This window comes from Leifsonia xyli, from assembly GCA_001647635.1.
Classification (GTDB): Bacteria; Actinomycetota; Actinomycetes; order Actinomycetales; family Microbacteriaceae; genus Leifsonia; species Leifsonia xyli_A.
In genome coordinates, this window is the sequence record CP014761.1 from 2,857,324 (window position 1) to 2,875,869 (window position 18,546).

An 18,546-nucleotide genomic window follows, 5' to 3' on the forward strand; every position below is an offset into this window, starting at 1 on the left:
CGTGCGAACCTGGAGGCATGACCTCCACCGCCACCGCCCGCCAGCAGGACCTCACCCTCGTCCTGATGCTCGCCCTCACCTTCTCGACCGGGATCGTCGACGCGGTCGGCTACCTCGGCCTCGACAAGGTGTTCGCGGGCAACATGACGGGCAACGTGGTCATCCTCGGCATGGCGCTGGTCGGCGCCGAGGGGCTGCCGTGGGTGGGGCCGCTGATCGCGCTGTTCGCGTTCATGGCCGGCGCCGTGATCGGCGGGCGGACGCTGCGCCGGGAGTCGACGGGGTGGAACACGCGGACGAGCTGGTCGTTCACCGCGACGGCCGTGGCGCTCGCCGTGCTGACGGCGACCCTCCTCCTCACCGGTGGCGTGCCGCCCAAGCCGTGGGAGCTCGCCATCACGACGCTGCTCGCGGCGACCATGGGTTTCCAGGCGGCGGTGGCGCGCCACCTCGCCGTGAAGGATGTGACGACGGTCGTCGTGACGTCGACCATCACCGGCCTGGCCGCCGACTCCCGGCTGGCCGGCGGGACGGGCCAGCCGTGGCGGCGGCGTGCGGCCGCGGTCGCGCTGATCGCCCTGGGCGCGCTGGTCGGAGCAGCGCTGCTGCGCGTCCACATCGCGGTGCCGCTCGGCCTCGCCGCCGTGATCAGCGGTGCGGCCGCCGTCTTGGGGCATCTCGCCGCGCACGAGGGCCGCGGCGAGCCCGCGCCCGCCGCGGCGAACGGCTGATCGTCAGCGCACCTCTGACGGCGCCCCCTCGCGCGTGATGATCGCGGCGTCCCCGTCCTCGTCCAGCTTCACCCGCAGCGGCTTGCGGAACGCCCGCGTCACGACCAGCAGCGTGATGATGCCGATCGTCAGCCACACCAGGCCGTAGGTGAGGGCGTCGAGGTGCAGGTTCGCCCACAGAACGCCGGTGAGCAGCATGCCGATCCCCGGCAGCACGATGTTGCGGACGATGTTCCTTCCGCCGCGGAACTCCTTCCGGCGCAGCGCGAAGTGGATGATGACCGTCGCGTTGACGACGGTGAAGGCGATGAGCGCTCCGAAGTTGATCATCGACGAGACGAACTCGAGCGTGAACGCTGCCGCAAGCAGCGACACCGCTCCGACCAGCAGCACGGCGGTCGCCGGCGTGCGGAAGCGCGGGTGGATGTACGAGAGGGTCCGCGAGACACGGCCGCTGCCGTTGCGCGCCATGACATAGATCATGCGCGAGACGCTCGCGTGCGAGGCCAGGCTGGACGCGACCGCTGCGGCGACGGCGGCCGAGACGAAGAGGATCTGGAACAGCATCCCGCCGGTCTTCATGGCGATCTCGGGCAGGGTGTCGTCAGTGAAGTGGAAGCCCGCCATCGTGGGGAAGCGCGACTGGGCGAACCAGGCGGCGACGACGAAGATGGCGCCGCCGATCATCAGCGCGAGAACGATCGCCCGTGGGACCGTCTTGGTGTCCTTCGCCTCCTCGGTGTACATCGTGATGGCGTCGAAGCCGATGAACGAGAAGCACACCACCGTCGCCCCGCCGATCACCGCGGCCAGGTGCACCCCGGAGTGGAACAGCGGCGCGAGACTGAAGGCGGTGCCGTTGCCCGCGCCCCCGCTCAGCGCCGTCCAGGTCAGAGCCACGAACACGGCGATCAGCACGATCTGGAACACGACCAGGATGCCGTTCACCCGCGACGTCGACGACATGCTGAACAGGTTCATCGCCGTGATCACCGCGACGTAGCCGACCACCCAGATCCACCCCGGAACCTGCGGGAAGAACGACTCCAGGTACAGCCGCACGATGAGCGCGTTCACCAGCGGCAGCAGCAGGTAGTCGAGCAGTGACGACCAGCCGACGAGGAAGCCGACGTTCGGGTGGATGGTCTCCGACGCGTACGTGTACGCCGACCCCGCAGAGGGGAAGACCCGCGTCATCCGTCCGTAGCTGATCGCGGTGAACACCATCGCCACGAGCGCGAAGAGGTAGGCGGACGGCACGACGCCGTTCGTCTCGCCGGTGACGATGCCGAAGGTGTCGAACACGGTCATGGGCGTCATGTAGCCGAGGCCGAGTCCGACGATCGCCCAGAGGCCGAGGGATCGCCGCAGTTTCGCGGGTGCGGATGCAGTGGTGGACACGCGAGCTCCTTCGCTCTTGTTCGGGGTCGGGCCATCGTAAACCCGTCCGCTACGAAATCCGAATCGAGAGCGGAGGATAACAGGGGTAAAAGCGACAAATCGCTATCGATTCAGTCGCCAAAATGGATTTTCACTGCCGATTCCGCTAATGTGCCCGGCATGACCACCATCGAACGGGACGTCGTCATCATCGGCGCCGGAGCCTCCGGCCTCACCGCCGCCACCGAACTCGTCAAGGCAGGACTCACGGTCGCCGTGCTCGAGGCGCGCGACCGCGTAGGCGGCCGGCTGTGGACCGACGACATCGACGGCGCGACCCTCGAGATCGGCGGCCAGTGGGTGTCGCCCGACCAGGACGCGCTGATCGGCACGCTCGAAGAGCTCGGGCTCGAGACGTACTCGCGCTACCGCGAGGGCATCAACATCTATCTGGGCGAGAACGGCGAGCGCCGCACCTTCGAGGGCGAGATCTTCCCGGTCGCCCCGGCCACCGAGAAGGAGATCGTCGGACTGATCGACCGGCTGGACGCCCTCGTCGCCGAGATCGACCCGGACCGTCCGTGGGCGCATCCCCGCGCCAAGGAGCTCGACGAGATCTCGTTCCGCCGCTGGTTGGAGACGCAGACGGACGACGAGGAGGCGCGGCGCAACATCGGCATGTTCATCGCCGGCGCCATGCTCACCAAGCCGGCCCACGCGTTCTCCGCGCTGCAGGCGCTGCTCATGGCGGCCAGCGCCGGGAGCTTCTCGAACCTGGTGGATGCGGACTTCATCCTCGACAAGCGCGTCAAGGGCGGCCTCCAGCAGGTCCCGCTGCTCCTCGCCGAGCGCCTCGGCGACGACGTGCACCTGAACGCGCCGGTGCGGACCCTTCGCTGGGACGAGACCGGCGTCACCGCCATCGCCGACGGCGTGGAGGTGCGCGCACGATTCGCGATCCTGGCCGTTCCGCCGGTCCTCATCAGCCGCATCTCGTACGACCCGCCGCTGCCGCGCCGCCAGCAGCAGCTGCACCAGCACCTGTCGATGGGCTTCGTCATCAAGGTGCACGCGGTCTACGAGACGCCGTTCTGGCGCGACCTCGGCTACAGCGGCACCGCGTTCAGCCCGTACGAGCTCGTCCACGAGGCGTACGACAACAGCTACGACGGCGACCCGCGCGGCACACTGGTCGGCTTCGTCTCCGATGAGGCGGCCGACGACGTGTTCCGGCTGACCCCGGAGGAGCGCAAGGCCCGCATCCTCGAGTCGCTGTCGCACTACTACGGCGAGCACGCGCTGAACCCGGTCGTCTACTACGAGAGCGACTGGGGCAGCGAGGAGTGGACGCGCGGCGCCTACGCCGCGAGCTTCGACATGGGCGGCCTGGCGCGCTACGGCGCCGACCTGCGCACGCCGGTCGGCCCCATCCACTTCTCCTGCAGCGACATGGCGGGCAAGGGCTACCAGCACGTCGATGGCGCGATCCGTGTCGGCCGCGAGACCGCCGCCGCGATCATCGGGGCGCTGCTGCCCGCGTAGCGGGCCGTCCGTCGTCGCATAATGCAGGAGATTCGGCGCGATCGCGTCCGAATCTCCTGCCCCACCGCTTCCCGTCGGAGATCCGAAGCGCTTTCTCCTGCGTTATCACGGGCGTAGCGGAGAATCGGGGCATGGAGCCTCGCTACTGTCCCAGCCGCCGCGGCGGGCGCCCGTGCACCAGGCCGCCGGGCCATCCCGGCCTGCACCGCTACCAGGGCGCGATGTGGTCGGACGCGGGAGCCGATCCCGCCCGCTGCCCCGGCTCGGGCGAGCCTGCCGAACCGGCCGTCGCCCTCGACGACGGCTGGCCCGACGGGCGCGCGGCGTGCCCGCACTGTCAGCACTTCATCCCGCTGGCCGACGGGCGCCTGGTGGAGCACGACACGACCGACCCCGACGAGGCCGACGACGAGATCGCCCACCGCCGCGCCTGGTTCAACGCGCACGGCTGGTAGCAATCAGATCTCGACGTCGCTGCCCATCGTCACCGTGCGCAGCGGAGGCAGGTTGAACCGCGCAGCGGGGTCCGCCGCGTTGTGCGCCAGGCCGACGAACAGCGATCGGCGCCAGCGCACCATCCCGTGCGCCCGGGTGGTGCGGATCGCGCCGCGGGAGATGAAGTACGACGCCGACATGAAGTCGCCCGCGTCGAGCGGGAGCACGCCCAGCCGGCAGGCCTGGCGGAGGGCCCGCGGGATGTCGGGCTCGTCCGAGAAGCCGAAGCGGATGCTGAGGTGCTCGATCCCGTCGTCCACGTAGCCGAGGTCGTCGTAGTCGAAGGCGTCGGCCGGCGGCACGTGCGGCACCTGCGCCGTCGCGATCGAGACGATGATGACGTGCTCGTGGAGGATGTGGTTGTGCTTGACGTTGGCCCGCAGCGCCAGGGGGGTAGTGTCCTTGTTCGGGTGCGGGAAGATGGCGATCCCGGGCACGCGCGGCAGGTTCTGGTCGCGGATCTCCTCGATGAACTCGACCAGCGACCCCTCCTTGCGCTTACGGTCCTCCTGCACCAGCTGCCGGCCGCGACGCCAGGTCGTCATGATGAGGATGACCGTGGCCGCGATGAGGAGGGGCACCCAGCCGCCGTTGACGATCTTCGAGAGGTTGCCCGCGAGGAAGGCCAGCTCGAGGCCGCCGAACGCGACCGCGGCCAGGATGATCTTCCACGGCGCCCAGTGCCACAGCGGCCGGGCGACGATGAGCAGCAGGACCGTGTCCACGACCAGCGCGCCGGTCACCGAGATGCCGTAGGCGGTCGACAGCCGATCGGATGACCCGAAGGCGAGCATCACGGCCATGACGCCGATGAACAGCAGGAGGTTGACCGCCGGCAGGTAGATCTGCCCGCCCTCGTGCTTCGAGGTCTGCCGGATGGTGAGCGGCGGCAGCAGCCCGAGCTGCACCGCCTGCCGTGACAGCGAGAACGCCCCCGAGATCACGGCCTGGCTGGCGATCACGGTCGCCGCGGTCGCCAGGATCACGACGGGGAGGCGGCCCCACTCCGGGATCAGCAGGAAGAACGGATTCGCCCTCGCCGCCGGGTCGTGCAGGATGAGCGACGCCTGCCCGAGGTAGTTGAGCGTCAGCGCCGGGAACACCAGGAAGAACCAGGCCCGGCGGATCGGCGAGCGCCCGAAGTGGCCCATGTCGGCGTAGAGCGCCTCGGCGCCGGTGATGACCAGCACGACCGCGCCGAGCGCGATGAACGAGATGGCCGGATGCGCGACGATGAACACGATCGCGTAGGTCGGCGACAGCCCGACGAGGACCGACGGATGCGGGATGACCTGCGCGAGCCCGGCGACGGCCAGCACGGTGAACCACAGCACCATGACGGGGCCGAAGAGCACGCCCACCTTCGCCGTCCCGAACCGCTGCACCGCGAACAGCACCACGAGGATGACCGCGGCGATCGGGATGACCATGGTCGAGATCGCCGGGAGGGTGACGTGCAGACCTTCGACGGCGGAGAGGACGCTGATGGCGGGGGTGATGATCGAGTCGCCGTAGAACAGCGAGACGCCGACGATGCCGACGACCAGGAGCATCCCGGCCTTCGACGCCTTGCCGGCGTAGAGGCGCTTCGCGAGCGCGGCCAGCGCCATGACGCCGCCCTCGCCGTCGTTGTCCGCGCGCATCAGGATCGTGACGTACTTGATTGACACGATGATCGTGATGCTCCAGAACATCAGCGATATCACGCCGTACACGTCGTCCTGATTGGGACGCACCGCCCGCCGTCGAGCAGGAAGACGGTCTTGAGCGCGTAGAGCGGACTCGTGCCGATGTCGCCGAAGACGACACCCAGCGCCGCCAGAGCGGCGCCGAGCATCAGCTTCCGGCCGGGACCACCGGCGCGGTTCATCCCGCTGCCGGCTCCCGTCGGGGCTTTCGCCCCGTGTATACGCAGATCACCCACGAGCGACACCGTACGCCGGTGTCGCCGTGGGCGGGCTGTCAGAGGGGGCGGATGTTCGCAGCCTGCGGACCCTTGGGGCCCTGGGCCAGGTCGTACTCGACCTTCTGGTTCTCTTCGAGGTTACGGAAACCCTGCGAAGCGATCTCGCTGTAGTGGGCGAAGACGTCGGCGCTGCCGTCATCCGGGGCGATGAAGCCGTAGCCCTTCTCCGAGTTGAACCACTTGACGGTACCTTGTGCCATCGTTTTTCTTCCTTTCACGCCCGATGCGAAACTTTTTCAGGCGCCGGACGGTCCCATCGTACACGCGCACGCGCCGAGAGCGCCCGGATGAACTGCGCGACGTCATCGGGCGTCTCCTCCGCCATGTAGTGCCCGGCGGTCGTCGGCTGGTAGGTGAGGTCGTCGGACCAGGCGCCCCAGATGGCCGTGGGGTCGAAGCCGAGCTGGGCTCCCCAGTCCTGCGAGAGGACGCCGAGCGGCATCTCCAGCTTGCGTCCGGCGTCCCGGTCGGCCCGGTCGAGCTCGAGGTCGACGCCGGAGCTGGCGCGGAAGTCGGCGACGATCGACGGGACGGCGGCGACCGAGCTCTCGATGTAGTGGCGGCGCAGTTCGGGCGTGAAGGTGTTGCCGTCCGAGTCCCACGCGTCGAGGAACGAGGCGAAGAAGTCCTCGGCGACCGCCGCGATCATCCGTTCGGGCAGGCCCTTCGGCTGGGCCATGAGGTAGAGATGCCAGGCGACCTTCGCGTCGGCACCGTGGAGCACGCCCCAGGTGTCGAGCGTCGGGAGCACGTCGAGGATGCCGAGGTACTGCACGGCGTCGGGGTGGTCGAGGGCGGCGCGCACGCCGACGAGGGCGCCGCGGTCGTGGCCGACGAGCCCGAAGCGGTCGTGGCCGAGCGCGGCCGTGACCGCCACGACGTCGTCGCCCATGGTGCGCTTGGAGTAGGTGTCGGGGCCGTCCTCCTCGGGCTTCCCGCTCTCGCCGTAGCCGCGGAGGTCGGGCACGATCACGGTGTGCTCGTCGGCGAGCCGCCGGGCCACCTCGCGCCACATCACGTGGGTCTGCGGGAAGCCGTGCAGCAGCACGACCGCGGGGCCGTGGCCGCCGAAGGCGACGTTGAGGGGCACGCCGCCGCTGCCGGGGATGATGCGGTAGTCGAAGTCGTCGATTGTGGTCATCGGGGGAGTCCTTCCGGTGCGGGGTCGGGGTCGGTGGGGTCGGCGGGGGCGGGATGCCCCGAGAAGATGCCGAGGGGGAGAGCGCCCGCACGACCGGCAGTGGCCCGGAGGGCGGGGATCAGGAGGGTGTCGACCAGCGCCTGCAGGTACCCGCGGCTGATCTCCAGGCCGTTGAGCCGGCGGAGCAGCAGGACGCTGCCGGTGATCTCCTCGAAGGGGAACGGGTCGGCGCCCTCCGGCAGCTCGCCGCGTGCGACTGCGGCGGCGATCACGGAGGCGGGGAGCCGTCCGCCGGTCGGCCCGATGCTGCGCTCGATGGCGTCGCCCAGCTCCGGATCCTCGAAGCCCGCCTGCAGCAGAGCGAGGGCGGTGTGCCCGTCGGTCGACTGCATGGTCGTCACGAGCCGGGTGCAGAGGGCGAGCAGGTCGCCGCGCAGCGAGCCGGTGTCGATCTCGTCCGGACCTTCGCGCCGGGCCGGGCCGGCCTTGAGCGCCGCGACCACCATGTCCCGCTTGGTCTTCCAGCGGCGGTACAGCGTCGGCTTGGAGGCGCCGGCACGCCGGGCCACCTCCTCGAACGTCACGCCGTCGTAGCCGCGCTCGGTGAGCAGAGCGTTGACGACCTCCAGGATCGCCGCCTCGCGCTCCGCGTCCCGAGGCCGCCCGGCGTTCCTCTGTGAATACGACACGTTCCGTATCGTAACACCATTCCGTCCATAGGTCGCAACACGCTGTTACGGGGTGGGCCGTAACGGCGTGTTGCGACCACTAGATCTGGGCGAGGGCCCCGGGCGCGAGGCCGAGCGTCCACTCGGCGACGTCGGAGACGAAGCGCACGTGCGCGGGGTGGGTGAGGTCGCCCGTGCTGTTGACGTACGAGCCGCCGCCGTCGACGGCCATCAGGATGCGGATGCTCGCGGCCTCCGCATCCACGTCGGCGAAGTCGCCGGAGCGGATGCCGTCCTCGATGATGGCGCGCAGGCGCGCGCGGTCGAGCTGGTCCTGCTCGGTGAGGGTCGCGTCCAGCGATGGGGTGAAGCGGGAGAGGTGGCGCGCGTTCAGCCACAGGCGGGCGAGCGGCAGCGAGGCGCCGGTCTCGATGTGGCCGATGAAGTGCGACAGCCGCTCGACCGGGGTGCCCTCGGTCGGGAAGAACCGCTCGCGCTCGATGGTCGCTGCACGCGCGAAGGCCTCGTCGACGAGGTCTTCCGCGGCGGGGAAGTAGTGCGAGATCAGGCCGGGCCGCACGCCGAGCCGGGTCGCCACCGCTCGCAGCGTGATCCGCTCGAGGCCCTCGTCGAGCGCGATGGATGCGGCGGCCGAGAGGATCTCCTCCCGGCGCTCCTCCGGCTGCTTGCGGATCCGGGGTGAAGGCGCTCTTGACTCCATGGGACCCCATGCTATTGAATAAGCGACCAACAACCTATTGGGCATATGACCAACAGCGATGGAGCTGCTGGCAGGAGAGGAACCCATGTCCGAAACCCGGACCGGCACTGAACGCTTCGTGGATGCCTCCACTCAGCCCGAGACCCGGGGATCGAGGTCATCGGCGACAGCGAGCGTCACGGCCGCGCGCGCGATCTGTTCTTCGTCTGGGCGGCACCCGGCGTGAGCATCCTGAACTTCACCATCGGCGCCACGCTGATCCTGCTCGGGCTCGAGATCTGGCAGGCGTTGCTGGTGATCCTCGCCGCGTCGCTGCTGTGGATCTTCCCCGGCCTGATCGCGGGAAGCGGGCCCGCCGCGGGCACCTCCGGGTCGGTCGTGACGCGGGCGATGTACGGGATCGTCGGCAACAAGCTCTTCGTGGCCTTCGTCGGCTGGTTCATCGGCGCGGTGTTCCTGTCGCTGACCTGGCTGGCGTCGAGCTTCATGGGCGCCGACCTGCTGCGGCGCATCGGCCTCGACGACCCGGTGTGGGTGCCGATCGGCGTCACCGTGGTCGTCTCGGCGGTCACCATCGCGGTCGCGATCTTCGGGCACGGCCTCATCCTGCGCATCTACCCGGTCATGGCGATCGTGCTGTTCGCGATCTTCCTTCTCGTGTCGGCGTTCATCCTGCCCACTGTCGACTGGGGCTACCGTGCGCCGGAGCCCCTGGGCGGCGTGCCGCTGTGGTCGGCGATCACGGTCGGCTTCACCATCCTCGCCTCGACGCCGCTGTCGTTCATCAACAGCCCGGACATCGCCCGGTACCTGCCACGATCGGCCAAGCCGTCGCACATCACGGCCGCCACGGCTCTCGGCGGAGCCGTGCCGTTCATCGTCTTCACGGCCATGGGCGTGCTGCTCGCCACCGGGCTGAAGGCGAGCGCGTTCGACGCCGGGATCGACGTGGCGCTGTTCGACCTGCTGCCCGGGTGGGTCGGACCCCTGCTGGTGATCGGCGTGATCGTCAACACGATCGCGCTGAACGCGATGACGGCGTACTCGTCGAGCATGTCGCTGCAGGCGATCGGCCTGCGGCTGAAGCGCATCCCGGCCGCGATCATCGTCGGACTGGTGGGCACCGCGCTCACGATCTACCTCGTGCTGTCGTCGAGCCTGCTGGAGGCGGCGAACCTGCTCCTGCAGTTCCTCGTCATCGTCTCGGGGCCGGCCATGGCGATCTACGTCGTCGACGTGCTGCGCCGCAAGTACGTCTACGACGGCGCCGACCTGTTCGACGACCGCCGCGGCGGCCGGTTCTGGTACACCGGCGGGTGGAGCATCCCGGGCATCTCGGCCCTGGTGGTCGGCGGCCTGGCGACCGCGCTCTGCCTGTCGACCGACGTCTGGACCGGCGCCATCGGCCAGGCGCTCGGTCACGTCGACCTCTCGGTGCCGGTCGGGATGATCGTCGCCGCCCTCGTCTACGCACTGCTGAGCCGCACCCGGCTCGGGAAGGAGGGACGGCTGTGACCGACCCCATCACCCTGTATCGCGGCGGCCGCGTCTTCACCGCCGACGCCGATCCCGAGCGCGCGTGGGCCACCGCGTTCGCCGTCTCGGGCGACCGGATCGTCTGGGTCGGCCGTGAGGGCGACCCGTCGCCCGCCGCCGATCACGTCGTCGACCTCGAGGGCCGGCTCGTGCTGCCCGGGTTCACGGACGCCCACACGCACCTGCTGATGATGGGCGCGGCTCTCGGGCAGGTGTACCTGACGGACGCGCGCAGCCTCCCCGACATCCAGCGGATGCTGCGGGAGGCGCGCGCGGACGATCCGTCGGCGACGGTGCTGCGGGGTCGCGGGTGGCTGTTCGACGCGGTTCCGGGAGGAGCGCCGACCGCAGCCATGATCGACGACGCGGTCGCGGACATCCCGGTGTATCTGGATGCGAACGACTACCACTCCTGCTGGGTCAACACGGCGGCGCTGGCCGAGCTCGGCATCACCCGCGACACCCCGGACCCGATCGGCGGCGAGATCGTGAAGGACGCCGACGGCGAGCCGACCGGGCTCCTGCTGGAGACCGCCGCGACCCAATACGCGTGGGCGCAGCGCGACGAGGCGACGACCGACGCGGACCGGGATGCGGACATCGAGCGCACGCTCGCGGCCTATGCGGCGACCGGCGTCACCGGTGCGGTCGACATGGCGTTCGACGAGTACGGGCTGGCGGCCCTCGAGCGGGCGCAGGAGCGCCGCGGGGAGAGCTGCCGATCCGCGTGGCCGCGCACTGGCTGATCACGAACACGGGCGACGACGAGGCGAACCTCGCCCAGGTGGCCGAGGCCGTGCGCCGCGCTGCGCAGCCGTCGAGCCGGTGGCTGCGGGTGGTCGGCGTCAAGCTCATCCTGGACGGCGTGATCGACGCCTGCACCGCGGCGATGCGCCAGCCGTACGCGAACGGCACGAACGCCGATCCGATCTGGCCGCTCGAGCGGCTCCGCCCCGTGGTCGCCGCGGCCGATGCCGCGGGCCTGCAGGTCGCCATGCACGCGATCGGCGACTACGCCAGCCAGCTCGCGCTCGACGCGATCGAGCACGCCGTCGCCGAGAACGGCGACCGCCCCCGCCGCCACCGCATCGAGCACCTGGAGTACGCCGCGCCGGGCACGGCCGAGCGGATGGCGCGCCTGGGCGTCACCGCGTCCATGCAGCCGGTCCATTCCGATCCCGCGATCTTCGACAACTGGGTCGCGATGCTCGGCGACGACCGGGTGGAGCGCGCGTTCCCGTGGCCCGAATACGAGGACGCGGGAGCGCTGCTCGCCTTCTCCACCGACTCGCCGACGGCGCCGCACCACGCCCTCGCGAACATGTACGTCGCGTCCACCCGCGCCTCCGCGCTCGACCCCTCGGTGCCCGCGGTGCAGCCCTGGTTCGCCCTGCCGCTCGACCGCGCCATCGGGCATGCGACCCGGGATGCGGCGGCCTCGGTGGGCGACGGGGACTGGCGGGGACGGATCGCGCCGGGCTTCGCAGCCGACGTGGCGGTGCTCGACGCGGACGTGTTCGCAGGGCAGCCGTCGCAGCTGCTGCGGGCGAAGGTCGTCGAGACGATCGTCGCGGGCCGGACGACCTACCGCGGCTGAGACAGATCAGCGCATGGCGAAGAACCAGCTGCCGCCGTATTCGCGGTCGACGGTCTGCTGGGACTCCACCACGACCCCGCTACTGGCCACGTCGATCGGGGAGAAGCCGACCTCCCTCAACACGTCACGGACGGCCTCAGGGAGGGCGGCGTCAGCTCGCAGGTCATCGCGTTCCGCGTCCGTGGTCGTGCACAGCCACACTCCCACACCGGGGAGGTCAGGAAACGCACCGACGAAACGGACGGCGGCCACGCCGCGCGATGCGAACCGGGCACTCACTGCCGGCTCGGCGTGATCGACGAGCTTCCATCGCGGGTCGCCTGCTACTGACAAGGACCGTCTCTCCTAGGCGGACGCCGGCCGGGCGGTCGCGGCGCCGGGCTGCGCGCCGGCCGGCGTGACGGTGCTCTGCGCGGCCGCCGCATCCATGTCGAGGGAGTACTCGGGCGGGATGTGGTCGCGCAGGTCGCCGACGATCGTCTGCGTGTAGGTGAACGTCGACGCGGCAGGCCACGGTTCGGAGTCGCTCAGCAGGTAGACGTCGAAGGCCGGCATGCCGGCCAGCGAGCTCGGCCGCCGGATGCTGGCCGGCGGGAACTCGCGCGGGTCGAAGTCGTGCTCGAAGTCGCGCCACGGGTGCTGGGGGTGTACGAACGCGGCGCGCCAGGGTGTGTCGCTCATCGGGTTCCTCGGGATAGGGCAGAGCGTTTCGGGTAGGCGATGACGGTTGTACCACGTGGCGCCGACGCCGTCCGGGAGGCGAGTGGCCTGTGGGTCTCGCGCCGTTCGCTCGGCGAAACGCGGACACGGCTAGACTGTCGATGTAACCACCCGGATGCTTCGGCTACCGGGCGCGGCCCCCGAGAGATCGGGGGCCTGCTTTTTTCAGCGCCATGTAGGCGGCTTCCTGCAGAGACGAGCGCCAGAGACCGCTTGCGCGCCGAGAGCAACTGCATCGGCGGAACCAGGTCCGAGTCGGTGACGACGGCGTACGAATCGGCTCGGTCCTCCATCGCGTCGACGATGAGATGCGAGGCGAGAGCGACGTCGCTGCCCTTCTCCTCCGGCCGCTTGACGCGCACCGTCACGACCCGGCCGGACGCGTCCAGCTGCTCCGGATGAACCGGTAGGTACTGCTTGTTGAACGAAAACGTCCCTTGCACGATCTCCACGCCGGTCGTCCGGAGAGCTCGCCAGTAGATCTGCTGCCGCTGGCCGATCCCGGGGTTGTTCGTCAGTGGCTTCAGGGCCGCCGTGAAGAACTTGACGCCGATGACATCCCGATGCGGGAAGAGCCGAGAACCGAGCGCCATCAGGTCGAGCCACTTGTATTCGGGATAGGTGCGCTGCAGCATCCCCTTGTAGAGCGCGAAGCCGTCAACGTAGAGGATGACGGATCGGCGCGAGCGCATCCGCCGATGCTAGCCGCGGCGAACTGCCCGCTCTGAATAGCGGCCACCGCTCACCCAGCTACCCGCGGCGGCCCCGTGCTCTTCCGCACCACGAGCTGCGGCACCGGGAACTCCGGCGGTGGCCCGTCCGCATCCCCTTCGATCTGCGCAAGCAGCACGTCGATCGCGCGCGCGCCGAGCCAGCTGAAGTCCTGGCGGATGGTGGTGAGCGGGGGGTCGTAGTGCTTGGCCTCCGGGATGTCGTCGAAGCCGACGATGCTGACGTCCTCCGGCACCGAGAGGCCCAGGTCGGCCGCCGCGTGGAGGAGGCCGAGCGCCATTTGGTCGTTGGAGGCGAAGACCGCCGTGAAGTCCGGGTGGTCGAGGATCTTGAGGCCGATCTCGTAGCCCAGGTCGGCCGTCCAGTCGCCCAGCATCGGCGCCGTCACCGGCAGGTCGTGCTCGTCGAGGGACGCCAGGAAGCCGCGCATGCGGTCCTCCGCCTCGCTCCAGTCCTGCGGGCCCGCAAGGTGCACGATCCGGGTGTGCCCGAGCCCGATCAGGTGCTGCATCGCCAGCCGCGCGCCCGCCTCCTGATCCAGGGCCGCCACCCGCCCGTCGCCGGGGTCCCTCCAGTGCAGGCTGACGAACGGGATGCGCACCGCCACACGCTGCAGCGCCTCGTGCGCGCGCTGTTGGGGGGCGATCACGACGACGCCTTCCACGCCCTGGGCGGCGAAGGAGTCCAGGGCCTCGGACATCGTCGCGTCGTCCTCGTGGGCCAGCGTCGCGGACAGGATGGCGTACCCGCGCGCCCGCGCCGCCTCGTCGATCGCCGCTGCGGCGCTGAACGGCCCGTAGTGAGAGCGGCCGGAGACGAGCACGCCGATGGTCTTCGACCGCGACGTCGCCAGAGCCCGTGCCGCGCTGTTCGGCCGCCACCCGTGCTCCTCGATGACCTTGCGGACCTGCGCCTCGGTGGACGGCTTGATGTAGCGCTCGCCGTTGAGCACGCGCGACACCGTCTGCCGGGACACCCCGGCCAGCCGGGCGATGTCCCGGATCGAGAGCGCGCGCTCTGCCTCGGGTCCGTGCTCGTCCATGGATCCTGTCTCGTCGGGCGGGAGCGGCTCCTCTGCCGCTCGCGAACGTGCTCATCATATTTTTTCGCGAATGACTTGACTGGCCACCGCTTCGGGTCATAGCGTCTAACCCGTTCTGGGACCGGTCACATATATCGCGTACGGACCAGCATACGACGAGGGAGTCGCCACATGACAACAGCCGGATCGCACGGTCGCGACGGCTGCTGCACTGTCCCGTCGCACGCTGATCGCGCAGCGCGTGCCAGTTCCGAGCCCGGCGAGTCCGTGCGCATCGGGCGCACCGGTCGCCTCACCGCTCGAAGGGAATCACAGTGAAGATCAGGAAAGTCGGACTCGCCGCCGTCGCACTCGGCGTCGCAGTCGCACTGGCCGCATGCTCGGGAGGCCGCGGAGGCGGTTCGGACTCGAGCTCCGACAACAAGGGCGCGCTCGTCGGCGTCGCCATGCCGACCAAGGTGTCCGAGCGCTGGATCGCGGACGGCAACGCCGTGAAGTCGGACCTGCAGAAGAACGGCTACAAGGTCGACCTGGAGTACGCGAACAACGACATCCCGACCCAGGTGCAGCAGGTCAACACGATGATCACCAAGGGCGCCAAGGTCCTGATCATCGCGTCGATCGACGGCGGGTCGCTCACCGACCAGCTCGACGCCGCGGCGAAGGCCGGCATCAAGGTCATCTCGTACGACCGCCTCCTCACCGGCGACAAGAACGTCGACTACTACGTCTCGTTCGACAACTACAAGGTCGGCGTCTACCAGGCGAACTCGCTGCTCACCGGCCTCGGCGTCCTCGACAAGGACGGCAAGAAGACAGGCAAGAAGGGTCCGTTCAACATCGAGGTGTTCGCCGGAAGCCCCGACGACAACAACGCGACGTTCTTCTACAACGGCGCGATGGACACGCTGAAGCCGTACATCTCCGACGGGACGCTGGTCGTCAAGAGCGGCCAGACCAACTTCAACCAGGTCGCCATCCTGCGCTGGGATCCCGCGACCGCGAAGGCCCGCATGCAGGACCTCGTCGCCAAGTCGTACTCGACTGGCGCGACCGTGCAGGGAGTCCTCTCGCCCTATGACGGCCTCTCCGACGGCATCCTGAGCGCGCTCGAGGGCGCCGGTTACGGCCAGGGCGGCAAGCAGCTCCCGATCATCACCGGTCAGGACGCCGAGGTCGCCAGCGTGAAGCAGATCATCGCGGGCACGCAGTACTCGACCATCTACAAGGACACCCGCAAGCTCGCGAACGAGGCCGCCAAGATGGCCAACGACGTGCTCTCCGGCAAGAAGCCCGAGGTGAACGACACCAAGAGCTACGACAACAAGGTCAAGGTCGTCCCGAGCTACCTGTTCCAGCCGGTGGTCGTGACCAAGGACAACTACAAAGAGGTCCTGGTCGACAGCGGCTACTACAAGGAATCCGACCTGCAGTAACGGCCGGGTGGAGGTCCGGGCGCGCGCCAGGCGTGCGCCCGGACCTCCCTTTCGAGCAAGGGAGACCATGTCCAACACGATTCTCGAGATGCGCAACATCTCGAAGTCCTTCCCCGGAGTCAAAGCGCTCCAAGATGTGTCGATCAGTGTCGAGGAGGGCTCCGTCCACGCGATCTGCGGGGAGAACGGCGCCGGCAAGTCCACGCTGATGAAGGTGCTGTCGGGGGTCTACCCGCACGGTACCTTCGAAGGCGAGATCGTCATGAACGGCGAGCCCGTCGAGTTCCGTTCGATCAACGACTCGGAAGCCGCCGGCATCGGCATCATCCACCAGGAGCTGGCGCTGTCGCCGTACCTGTCGATCGCCGAGAACATCTACCTCGGCAACGAGCGGCAGAAGCGCGGGTTCATCGACTGGAACGAGACCAACCTCGATGCGGCGAAGCTGCTCGCCCGCGTCGGTCTGAACGAGAACCCGATCACCAAGATCAAGGACATCGGAGTCGGCAAGCAGCAGCTCGTGGAGATCGCGAAGGCGCTGTCGAAGTCGGTGAAGATCCTCATCCTCGACGAGCCGACGGCGGCGCTCAACGACGACGACTCGGCGCACCTGCTGGAGCTGATCCGTCAGCTGCAGTCGCACGGCATGACGGCGATCATCATCAGCCACAAGCTCAACGAGATCAAGGCGATCGCCGACCGGGTGACCATCATCCGCGACGGCCGCACGATCGAGACACTCGAGATGGGGAAGGACGCCAGCGAGGAGCGCATCATCAAGGGGATGGTCGGCCGGGATGTGGCGAGCCGCTTCCCGGACCACGTGCCGCACATCGGCGAGGAGCTGCTCCGCGTCGAGAACTGGACGGTGCACCATCCCCTCGACCGCACCCGCAAGGTCGTCGACGACGTGAGCTTCACCGTGCGCGCGGGCGAGATCGTCGGCATCGCGGGCCTCATGGGCGCCGGCCGTACCGAGCTCGCGATGAGCATCTTCGGGCGCAGCTACGGCGTCGGGATCAGCGGCCAGGTCTACAAGCGCGGCAAGCCGATCTCGGTGAGCACGGTGTCGAAGGCGATCGAGAACGGCATCGCCTACTCGACCGAGGACCGCAAGCGCTTCGGCCTCAACCTGATCGACAACATCCAGCGCAACATCTCGATCGCGGCGCTCGACAAGCTCGTCAACTGGTTCAAGTTCGTCAACGAGCAGCGCGAGTCGCTGGTCGCGGAGGAGTACCGCCGCTCGATGAACATCAAGACGCCGAACGTGCTGGCGCTGACGGGGAAGCTCTCCGGCGGCAACCAGCAGAAGGTCGTGCTGTCGAAGTGGATGTACTCCGACCCCGAGGTGCTGATCCTCGACGAGCCCACCCGCGGCATCGATGTGGGGGCGAAGTACGAGATCTACACGATCATCGACCGGCTCGCCGACCAGGGGAAGGGCATCGTCGTCATCTCCTCCGAGCTGCCGGAGCTCCTCGGCATCTGCGATCGCATCTACACGCTCAGCGAGGGACGGATCACCGCCGACGTGCCGCGCGAGAAGGCGACGGCCGAATACCTCATGCAATTCATGACCAAGGAACGCGAGAAGAACAACGCATGAAACCGCTCACCAAAGCACTCAACTACCTGGCCGGGCAGCTGCGTCAGATCGGGCTGTTCATCACGCTGATCGCGATCGTGGTCTTCTTCCAGATCGCGACGAGCGGGATCACGCTGGCGCCGATCAACGTGTCGAACCTGATCGTGCAGAACAGCTACATCCTGATCCTGGCGATCGGCATGGTCATGGTGATCATCGCGGGCCACATCGACCTGTCGGTCGGCAGCGTGGTCGCGTTCATCGGCGCGATGGCCGGCGTGTTCATCTCGAACTGGCACTTGCCGTGGCCCCTGGCGGTGTTCTTCTGCCTGGTGCTCGGCGCCCTGGTCGGCGCCTGGCAGGGGTTCTGGATCGCGTACTTCGGCATCCCCGCGTTCATCGTGACGCTGGCCGGCATGCTGGCGTTCCGCGGCGCGGCGCAGATCGCGCTCGGCAACCAGCAGATCTCGTTCTTCCCGAAGGAGTTCCGGGCCATCGGCTCGGGCTTCCTGCCCGCCTTCGGGACGACCGGCTACGAACCGCTGACGATGGTCCTCGGCCTGTTGGCCAGCGCCGCGATCCTGTACACGTCGATCCGCCAGCGCGCTGTTCGCCGCAAGTACGACCTCGAGGACGAGCCGCTGTGGTGGTTCATCGTGAAGCTCGTCTTCCTGGTGGCGCTGGTGCTCGTGATGACGCTGCTGCTCGCGAGCTACAACGGCACCCCGATCGTGCTGATCATCCTCGCCGTGCTGGTGGTGGCCTACTCGGCGGTGATGAACAGGTCGGTGTTCGGCCGTCATATCTACGCCATCGGCGGCAACCTGCAGGCCGCAGCGCTGTCGGGCGTCAAGACCAAGCGCGTGACGTTCCTGCTGTTCGTCAACATGGGCGTGCTCTCGGCGGTCGCGGGTCTCGTCTTCACCGCCGGCCTCAACCTCGCCAGCCCCAGTGCGGGCAACGGGTTCGAGCTGGATGCGATCTCCGCGGTGTTCATCGGAGGCGCGGCGGTGACGGGCGGTATCGGCACGGTGACCGGCGCGATCATCGGTGGTCTGATCATCGGCGTGCTCAACAACGGCATGTCGATCCTCGGCATCGACAGCGACTACCAGCTGCTCATCAAGGGCCTGGTGCTGCTGGCGGCCGTGGCGTTCGACGTCTACAACAAGCGGCGGTCGGTGGGTCAGTAGCCCTCGAATCGCTTCGACGGAGGCGGGGTCGTGCGCGAGCGCGGCCCCGCCTGCGTGT

General features: G+C 68.8%; 16 protein-coding genes and 2 pseudogenes. 8 read left to right on the plus strand and 10 right to left on the minus strand.

Annotated features, from left to right (window positions below; genetic code table 11):
• Positions 1-17 precede the first annotated feature (17 nt).
• Positions 18-731, plus strand: a complete 714-nt coding sequence (locus A0130_14100; protein ANF32646.1) for a hypothetical protein — start codon at positions 18-20, stop codon at positions 729-731.
• A 3-nt stretch (positions 732-734) separates the two neighbouring features.
• Here A0130_14100 and A0130_14105 read toward each other — a convergent pair whose 3' ends face one another.
• On the minus strand, positions 735-2,051 hold the full coding sequence (locus tag A0130_14105) for a Putrescine importer PuuP (GenBank protein ID ANF33463.1): 1,317 nt from the start codon (positions 2,049-2,051) through the stop codon (positions 735-737).
• A gap of 240 nt (positions 2,052-2,291) precedes the next feature.
• On the opposite strand from A0130_14105, the gene A0130_14110 reads away from it, so the two are divergent.
• The gene (locus A0130_14110) at positions 2,292-3,653 is read left to right on the plus strand and encodes a putrescine oxidase (protein ANF32647.1); all 1,362 of its coding nucleotides are present in this window, start codon (positions 2,292-2,294) and stop codon (positions 3,651-3,653) included.
• A 131-nt stretch (positions 3,654-3,784) separates the two neighbouring features.
• On the plus strand, positions 3,785-4,108 hold the full coding sequence (locus tag A0130_14115; protein ANF32648.1) for a hypothetical protein: 324 nt from the start codon (positions 3,785-3,787) through the stop codon (positions 4,106-4,108).
• A gap of 3 nt (positions 4,109-4,111) precedes the next feature.
• On the opposite strand, the pseudogene A0130_14120 reads toward A0130_14115, so the two are convergent.
• The 5 genes and pseudogenes from A0130_14120 to A0130_14140 form a co-directional block, all read right to left on the minus strand.
• Positions 4,112-6,018 (minus strand): annotated as a pseudogene (locus tag A0130_14120) (potassium transporter Kup).
• 92 nt (positions 6,019-6,110) lie between these two features.
• A complete protein-coding gene (locus A0130_14125; protein ID ANF32649.1) occupies positions 6,111-6,314 on the minus strand; it encodes a cold-shock protein in 204 nt (67 codons plus the stop codon).
• Between the two features lie 14 nt (positions 6,315-6,328).
• The gene (locus A0130_14130) at positions 6,329-7,255 is read right to left on the minus strand and encodes an alpha/beta hydrolase (GenBank protein ANF32650.1); all 927 of its coding nucleotides are present in this window, start codon (positions 7,253-7,255) and stop codon (positions 6,329-6,331) included.
• Positions 7,252-7,944 (minus strand): TetR family transcriptional regulator, encoded by a 693-nt coding sequence (locus tag A0130_14135; protein ANF32651.1) that lies wholly within the window; start codon positions 7,942-7,944, stop codon positions 7,252-7,254. The genes A0130_14130 and A0130_14135 overlap by 4 nt, the downstream gene beginning before the upstream one ends.
• Before the next feature lie 79 nt (positions 7,945-8,023).
• Positions 8,024-8,644, minus strand: coding sequence for a TetR family transcriptional regulator (locus A0130_14140; GenBank protein ID ANF32652.1), 621 nt, complete (start codon positions 8,642-8,644; stop codon positions 8,024-8,026).
• Positions 8,645-8,794: 150 nt separating this feature from the next.
• On the opposite strand from A0130_14140, the gene A0130_14145 reads away from it, so the two are divergent.
• Together A0130_14145 and A0130_14150 are read left to right on the plus strand one after the other, a co-directional pair.
• Positions 8,795-10,159, plus strand: a complete 1,365-nt coding sequence (locus A0130_14145; GenBank protein ID ANF32653.1) for a nitrate reductase — start codon at positions 8,795-8,797, stop codon at positions 10,157-10,159.
• Positions 10,156-11,777, plus strand: a pseudogene (locus A0130_14150) (amidohydrolase). The gene A0130_14145 and the pseudogene A0130_14150 overlap by 4 nt, the downstream one beginning before the upstream one ends.
• 6 nt (positions 11,778-11,783) lie before the next feature.
• Here A0130_14150 and A0130_14155 read toward each other — a convergent pair.
• The 4 genes from A0130_14155 to A0130_14170 form a co-directional block, all read right to left on the minus strand.
• Positions 11,784-12,056: a hypothetical protein gene (locus A0130_14155; protein ID ANF32654.1), complete on the minus strand. Its 273-nt coding sequence runs from the start codon at positions 12,054-12,056 to the stop codon at positions 11,784-11,786.
• Between the two features lie 66 nt (positions 12,057-12,122).
• The gene (locus tag A0130_14160; protein ANF32655.1) at positions 12,123-12,458 is read right to left on the minus strand and encodes a hypothetical protein; all 336 of its coding nucleotides are present in this window, start codon (positions 12,456-12,458) and stop codon (positions 12,123-12,125) included.
• A complete protein-coding gene (locus A0130_14165; protein ANF32656.1) occupies positions 12,455-13,189 on the minus strand; it encodes a hypothetical protein in 735 nt (244 codons plus the stop codon). The genes A0130_14160 and A0130_14165 overlap by 4 nt, the downstream gene beginning before the upstream one ends.
• Before the next feature lie 50 nt (positions 13,190-13,239).
• Positions 13,240-14,271, minus strand: a complete 1,032-nt coding sequence (locus A0130_14170; protein ID ANF32657.1) for a LacI family transcriptional regulator — start codon at positions 14,269-14,271, stop codon at positions 13,240-13,242.
• Between the two features lie 314 nt (positions 14,272-14,585).
• Here A0130_14170 and A0130_14175 point away from each other — a divergent pair, with 314 nt between their 5' ends.
• The 3 genes from A0130_14175 (at position 14,586) to A0130_14185 (ending at position 18,488) form a co-directional block, all read left to right on the plus strand.
• A complete protein-coding gene (locus A0130_14175) occupies positions 14,586-15,707 on the plus strand; it encodes a sugar ABC transporter substrate-binding protein (protein ANF32658.1) in 1,122 nt (373 codons plus the stop codon).
• Positions 15,708-15,774: 67 nt separating this feature from the next.
• Positions 15,775-17,316, plus strand: coding sequence for an ABC transporter ATP-binding protein (locus A0130_14180; GenBank protein ANF32659.1), 1,542 nt, complete (start codon positions 15,775-15,777; stop codon positions 17,314-17,316).
• Positions 17,313-18,488 (plus strand): sugar ABC transporter permease, encoded by a 1,176-nt coding sequence (locus A0130_14185; GenBank protein ANF32660.1) that lies wholly within the window; start codon positions 17,313-17,315, stop codon positions 18,486-18,488. The genes A0130_14180 and A0130_14185 overlap by 4 nt, the downstream gene beginning before the upstream one ends.
• The last annotated feature ends 58 nt before the right edge of the window (positions 18,489-18,546 follow it).

Excerpts from the sequence above, each read along its gene's own strand:
- A0130_14100 (ANF32646.1), top strand. The coding sequence starts at position 18 with ATGACCTCCACCGCCACCGCCCGCCAGCAGGACCTCACCCTCGTCCTG.
- A0130_14105 (ANF33463.1), bottom strand. The coding sequence starts at position 2,051 with ATGACGCCCATGACCGTGTTCGACACCTTCGGCATCGTCACCGGCGAG.
- A0130_14110 (ANF32647.1), top strand. The coding sequence starts at position 2,292 with ATGACCACCATCGAACGGGACGTCGTCATCATCGGCGCCGGAGCCTCC.
- A0130_14115 (ANF32648.1), top strand. The coding sequence starts at position 3,785 with ATGGAGCCTCGCTACTGTCCCAGCCGCCGCGGCGGGCGCCCGTGCACC.
- A0130_14125 (ANF32649.1), bottom strand. The coding sequence starts at position 6,314 with ATGGCACAAGGTACCGTCAAGTGGTTCAACTCGGAGAAGGGCTACGGC.
- A0130_14130 (ANF32650.1), bottom strand. The coding sequence starts at position 7,255 with ATGACCACAATCGACGACTTCGACTACCGCATCATCCCCGGCAGCGGC.
- A0130_14140 (ANF32652.1), bottom strand. The coding sequence starts at position 8,644 with ATGGAGTCAAGAGCGCCTTCACCCCGGATCCGCAAGCAGCCGGAGGAG.
- A0130_14160 (ANF32655.1), bottom strand. The coding sequence starts at position 12,458 with ATGAGCGACACACCCTGGCGCGCCGCGTTCGTACACCCCCAGCACCCG.
- A0130_14165 (ANF32656.1), bottom strand. The coding sequence starts at position 13,189 with ATGCGCTCGCGCCGATCCGTCATCCTCTACGTTGACGGCTTCGCGCTC.
- A0130_14170 (ANF32657.1), bottom strand. The coding sequence starts at position 14,271 with ATGGACGAGCACGGACCCGAGGCAGAGCGCGCGCTCTCGATCCGGGAC.
- A0130_14180 (ANF32659.1), top strand. The coding sequence starts at position 15,775 with ATGTCCAACACGATTCTCGAGATGCGCAACATCTCGAAGTCCTTCCCC.
- A0130_14185 (ANF32660.1), top strand. The coding sequence starts at position 17,313 with ATGAAACCGCTCACCAAAGCACTCAACTACCTGGCCGGGCAGCTGCGT.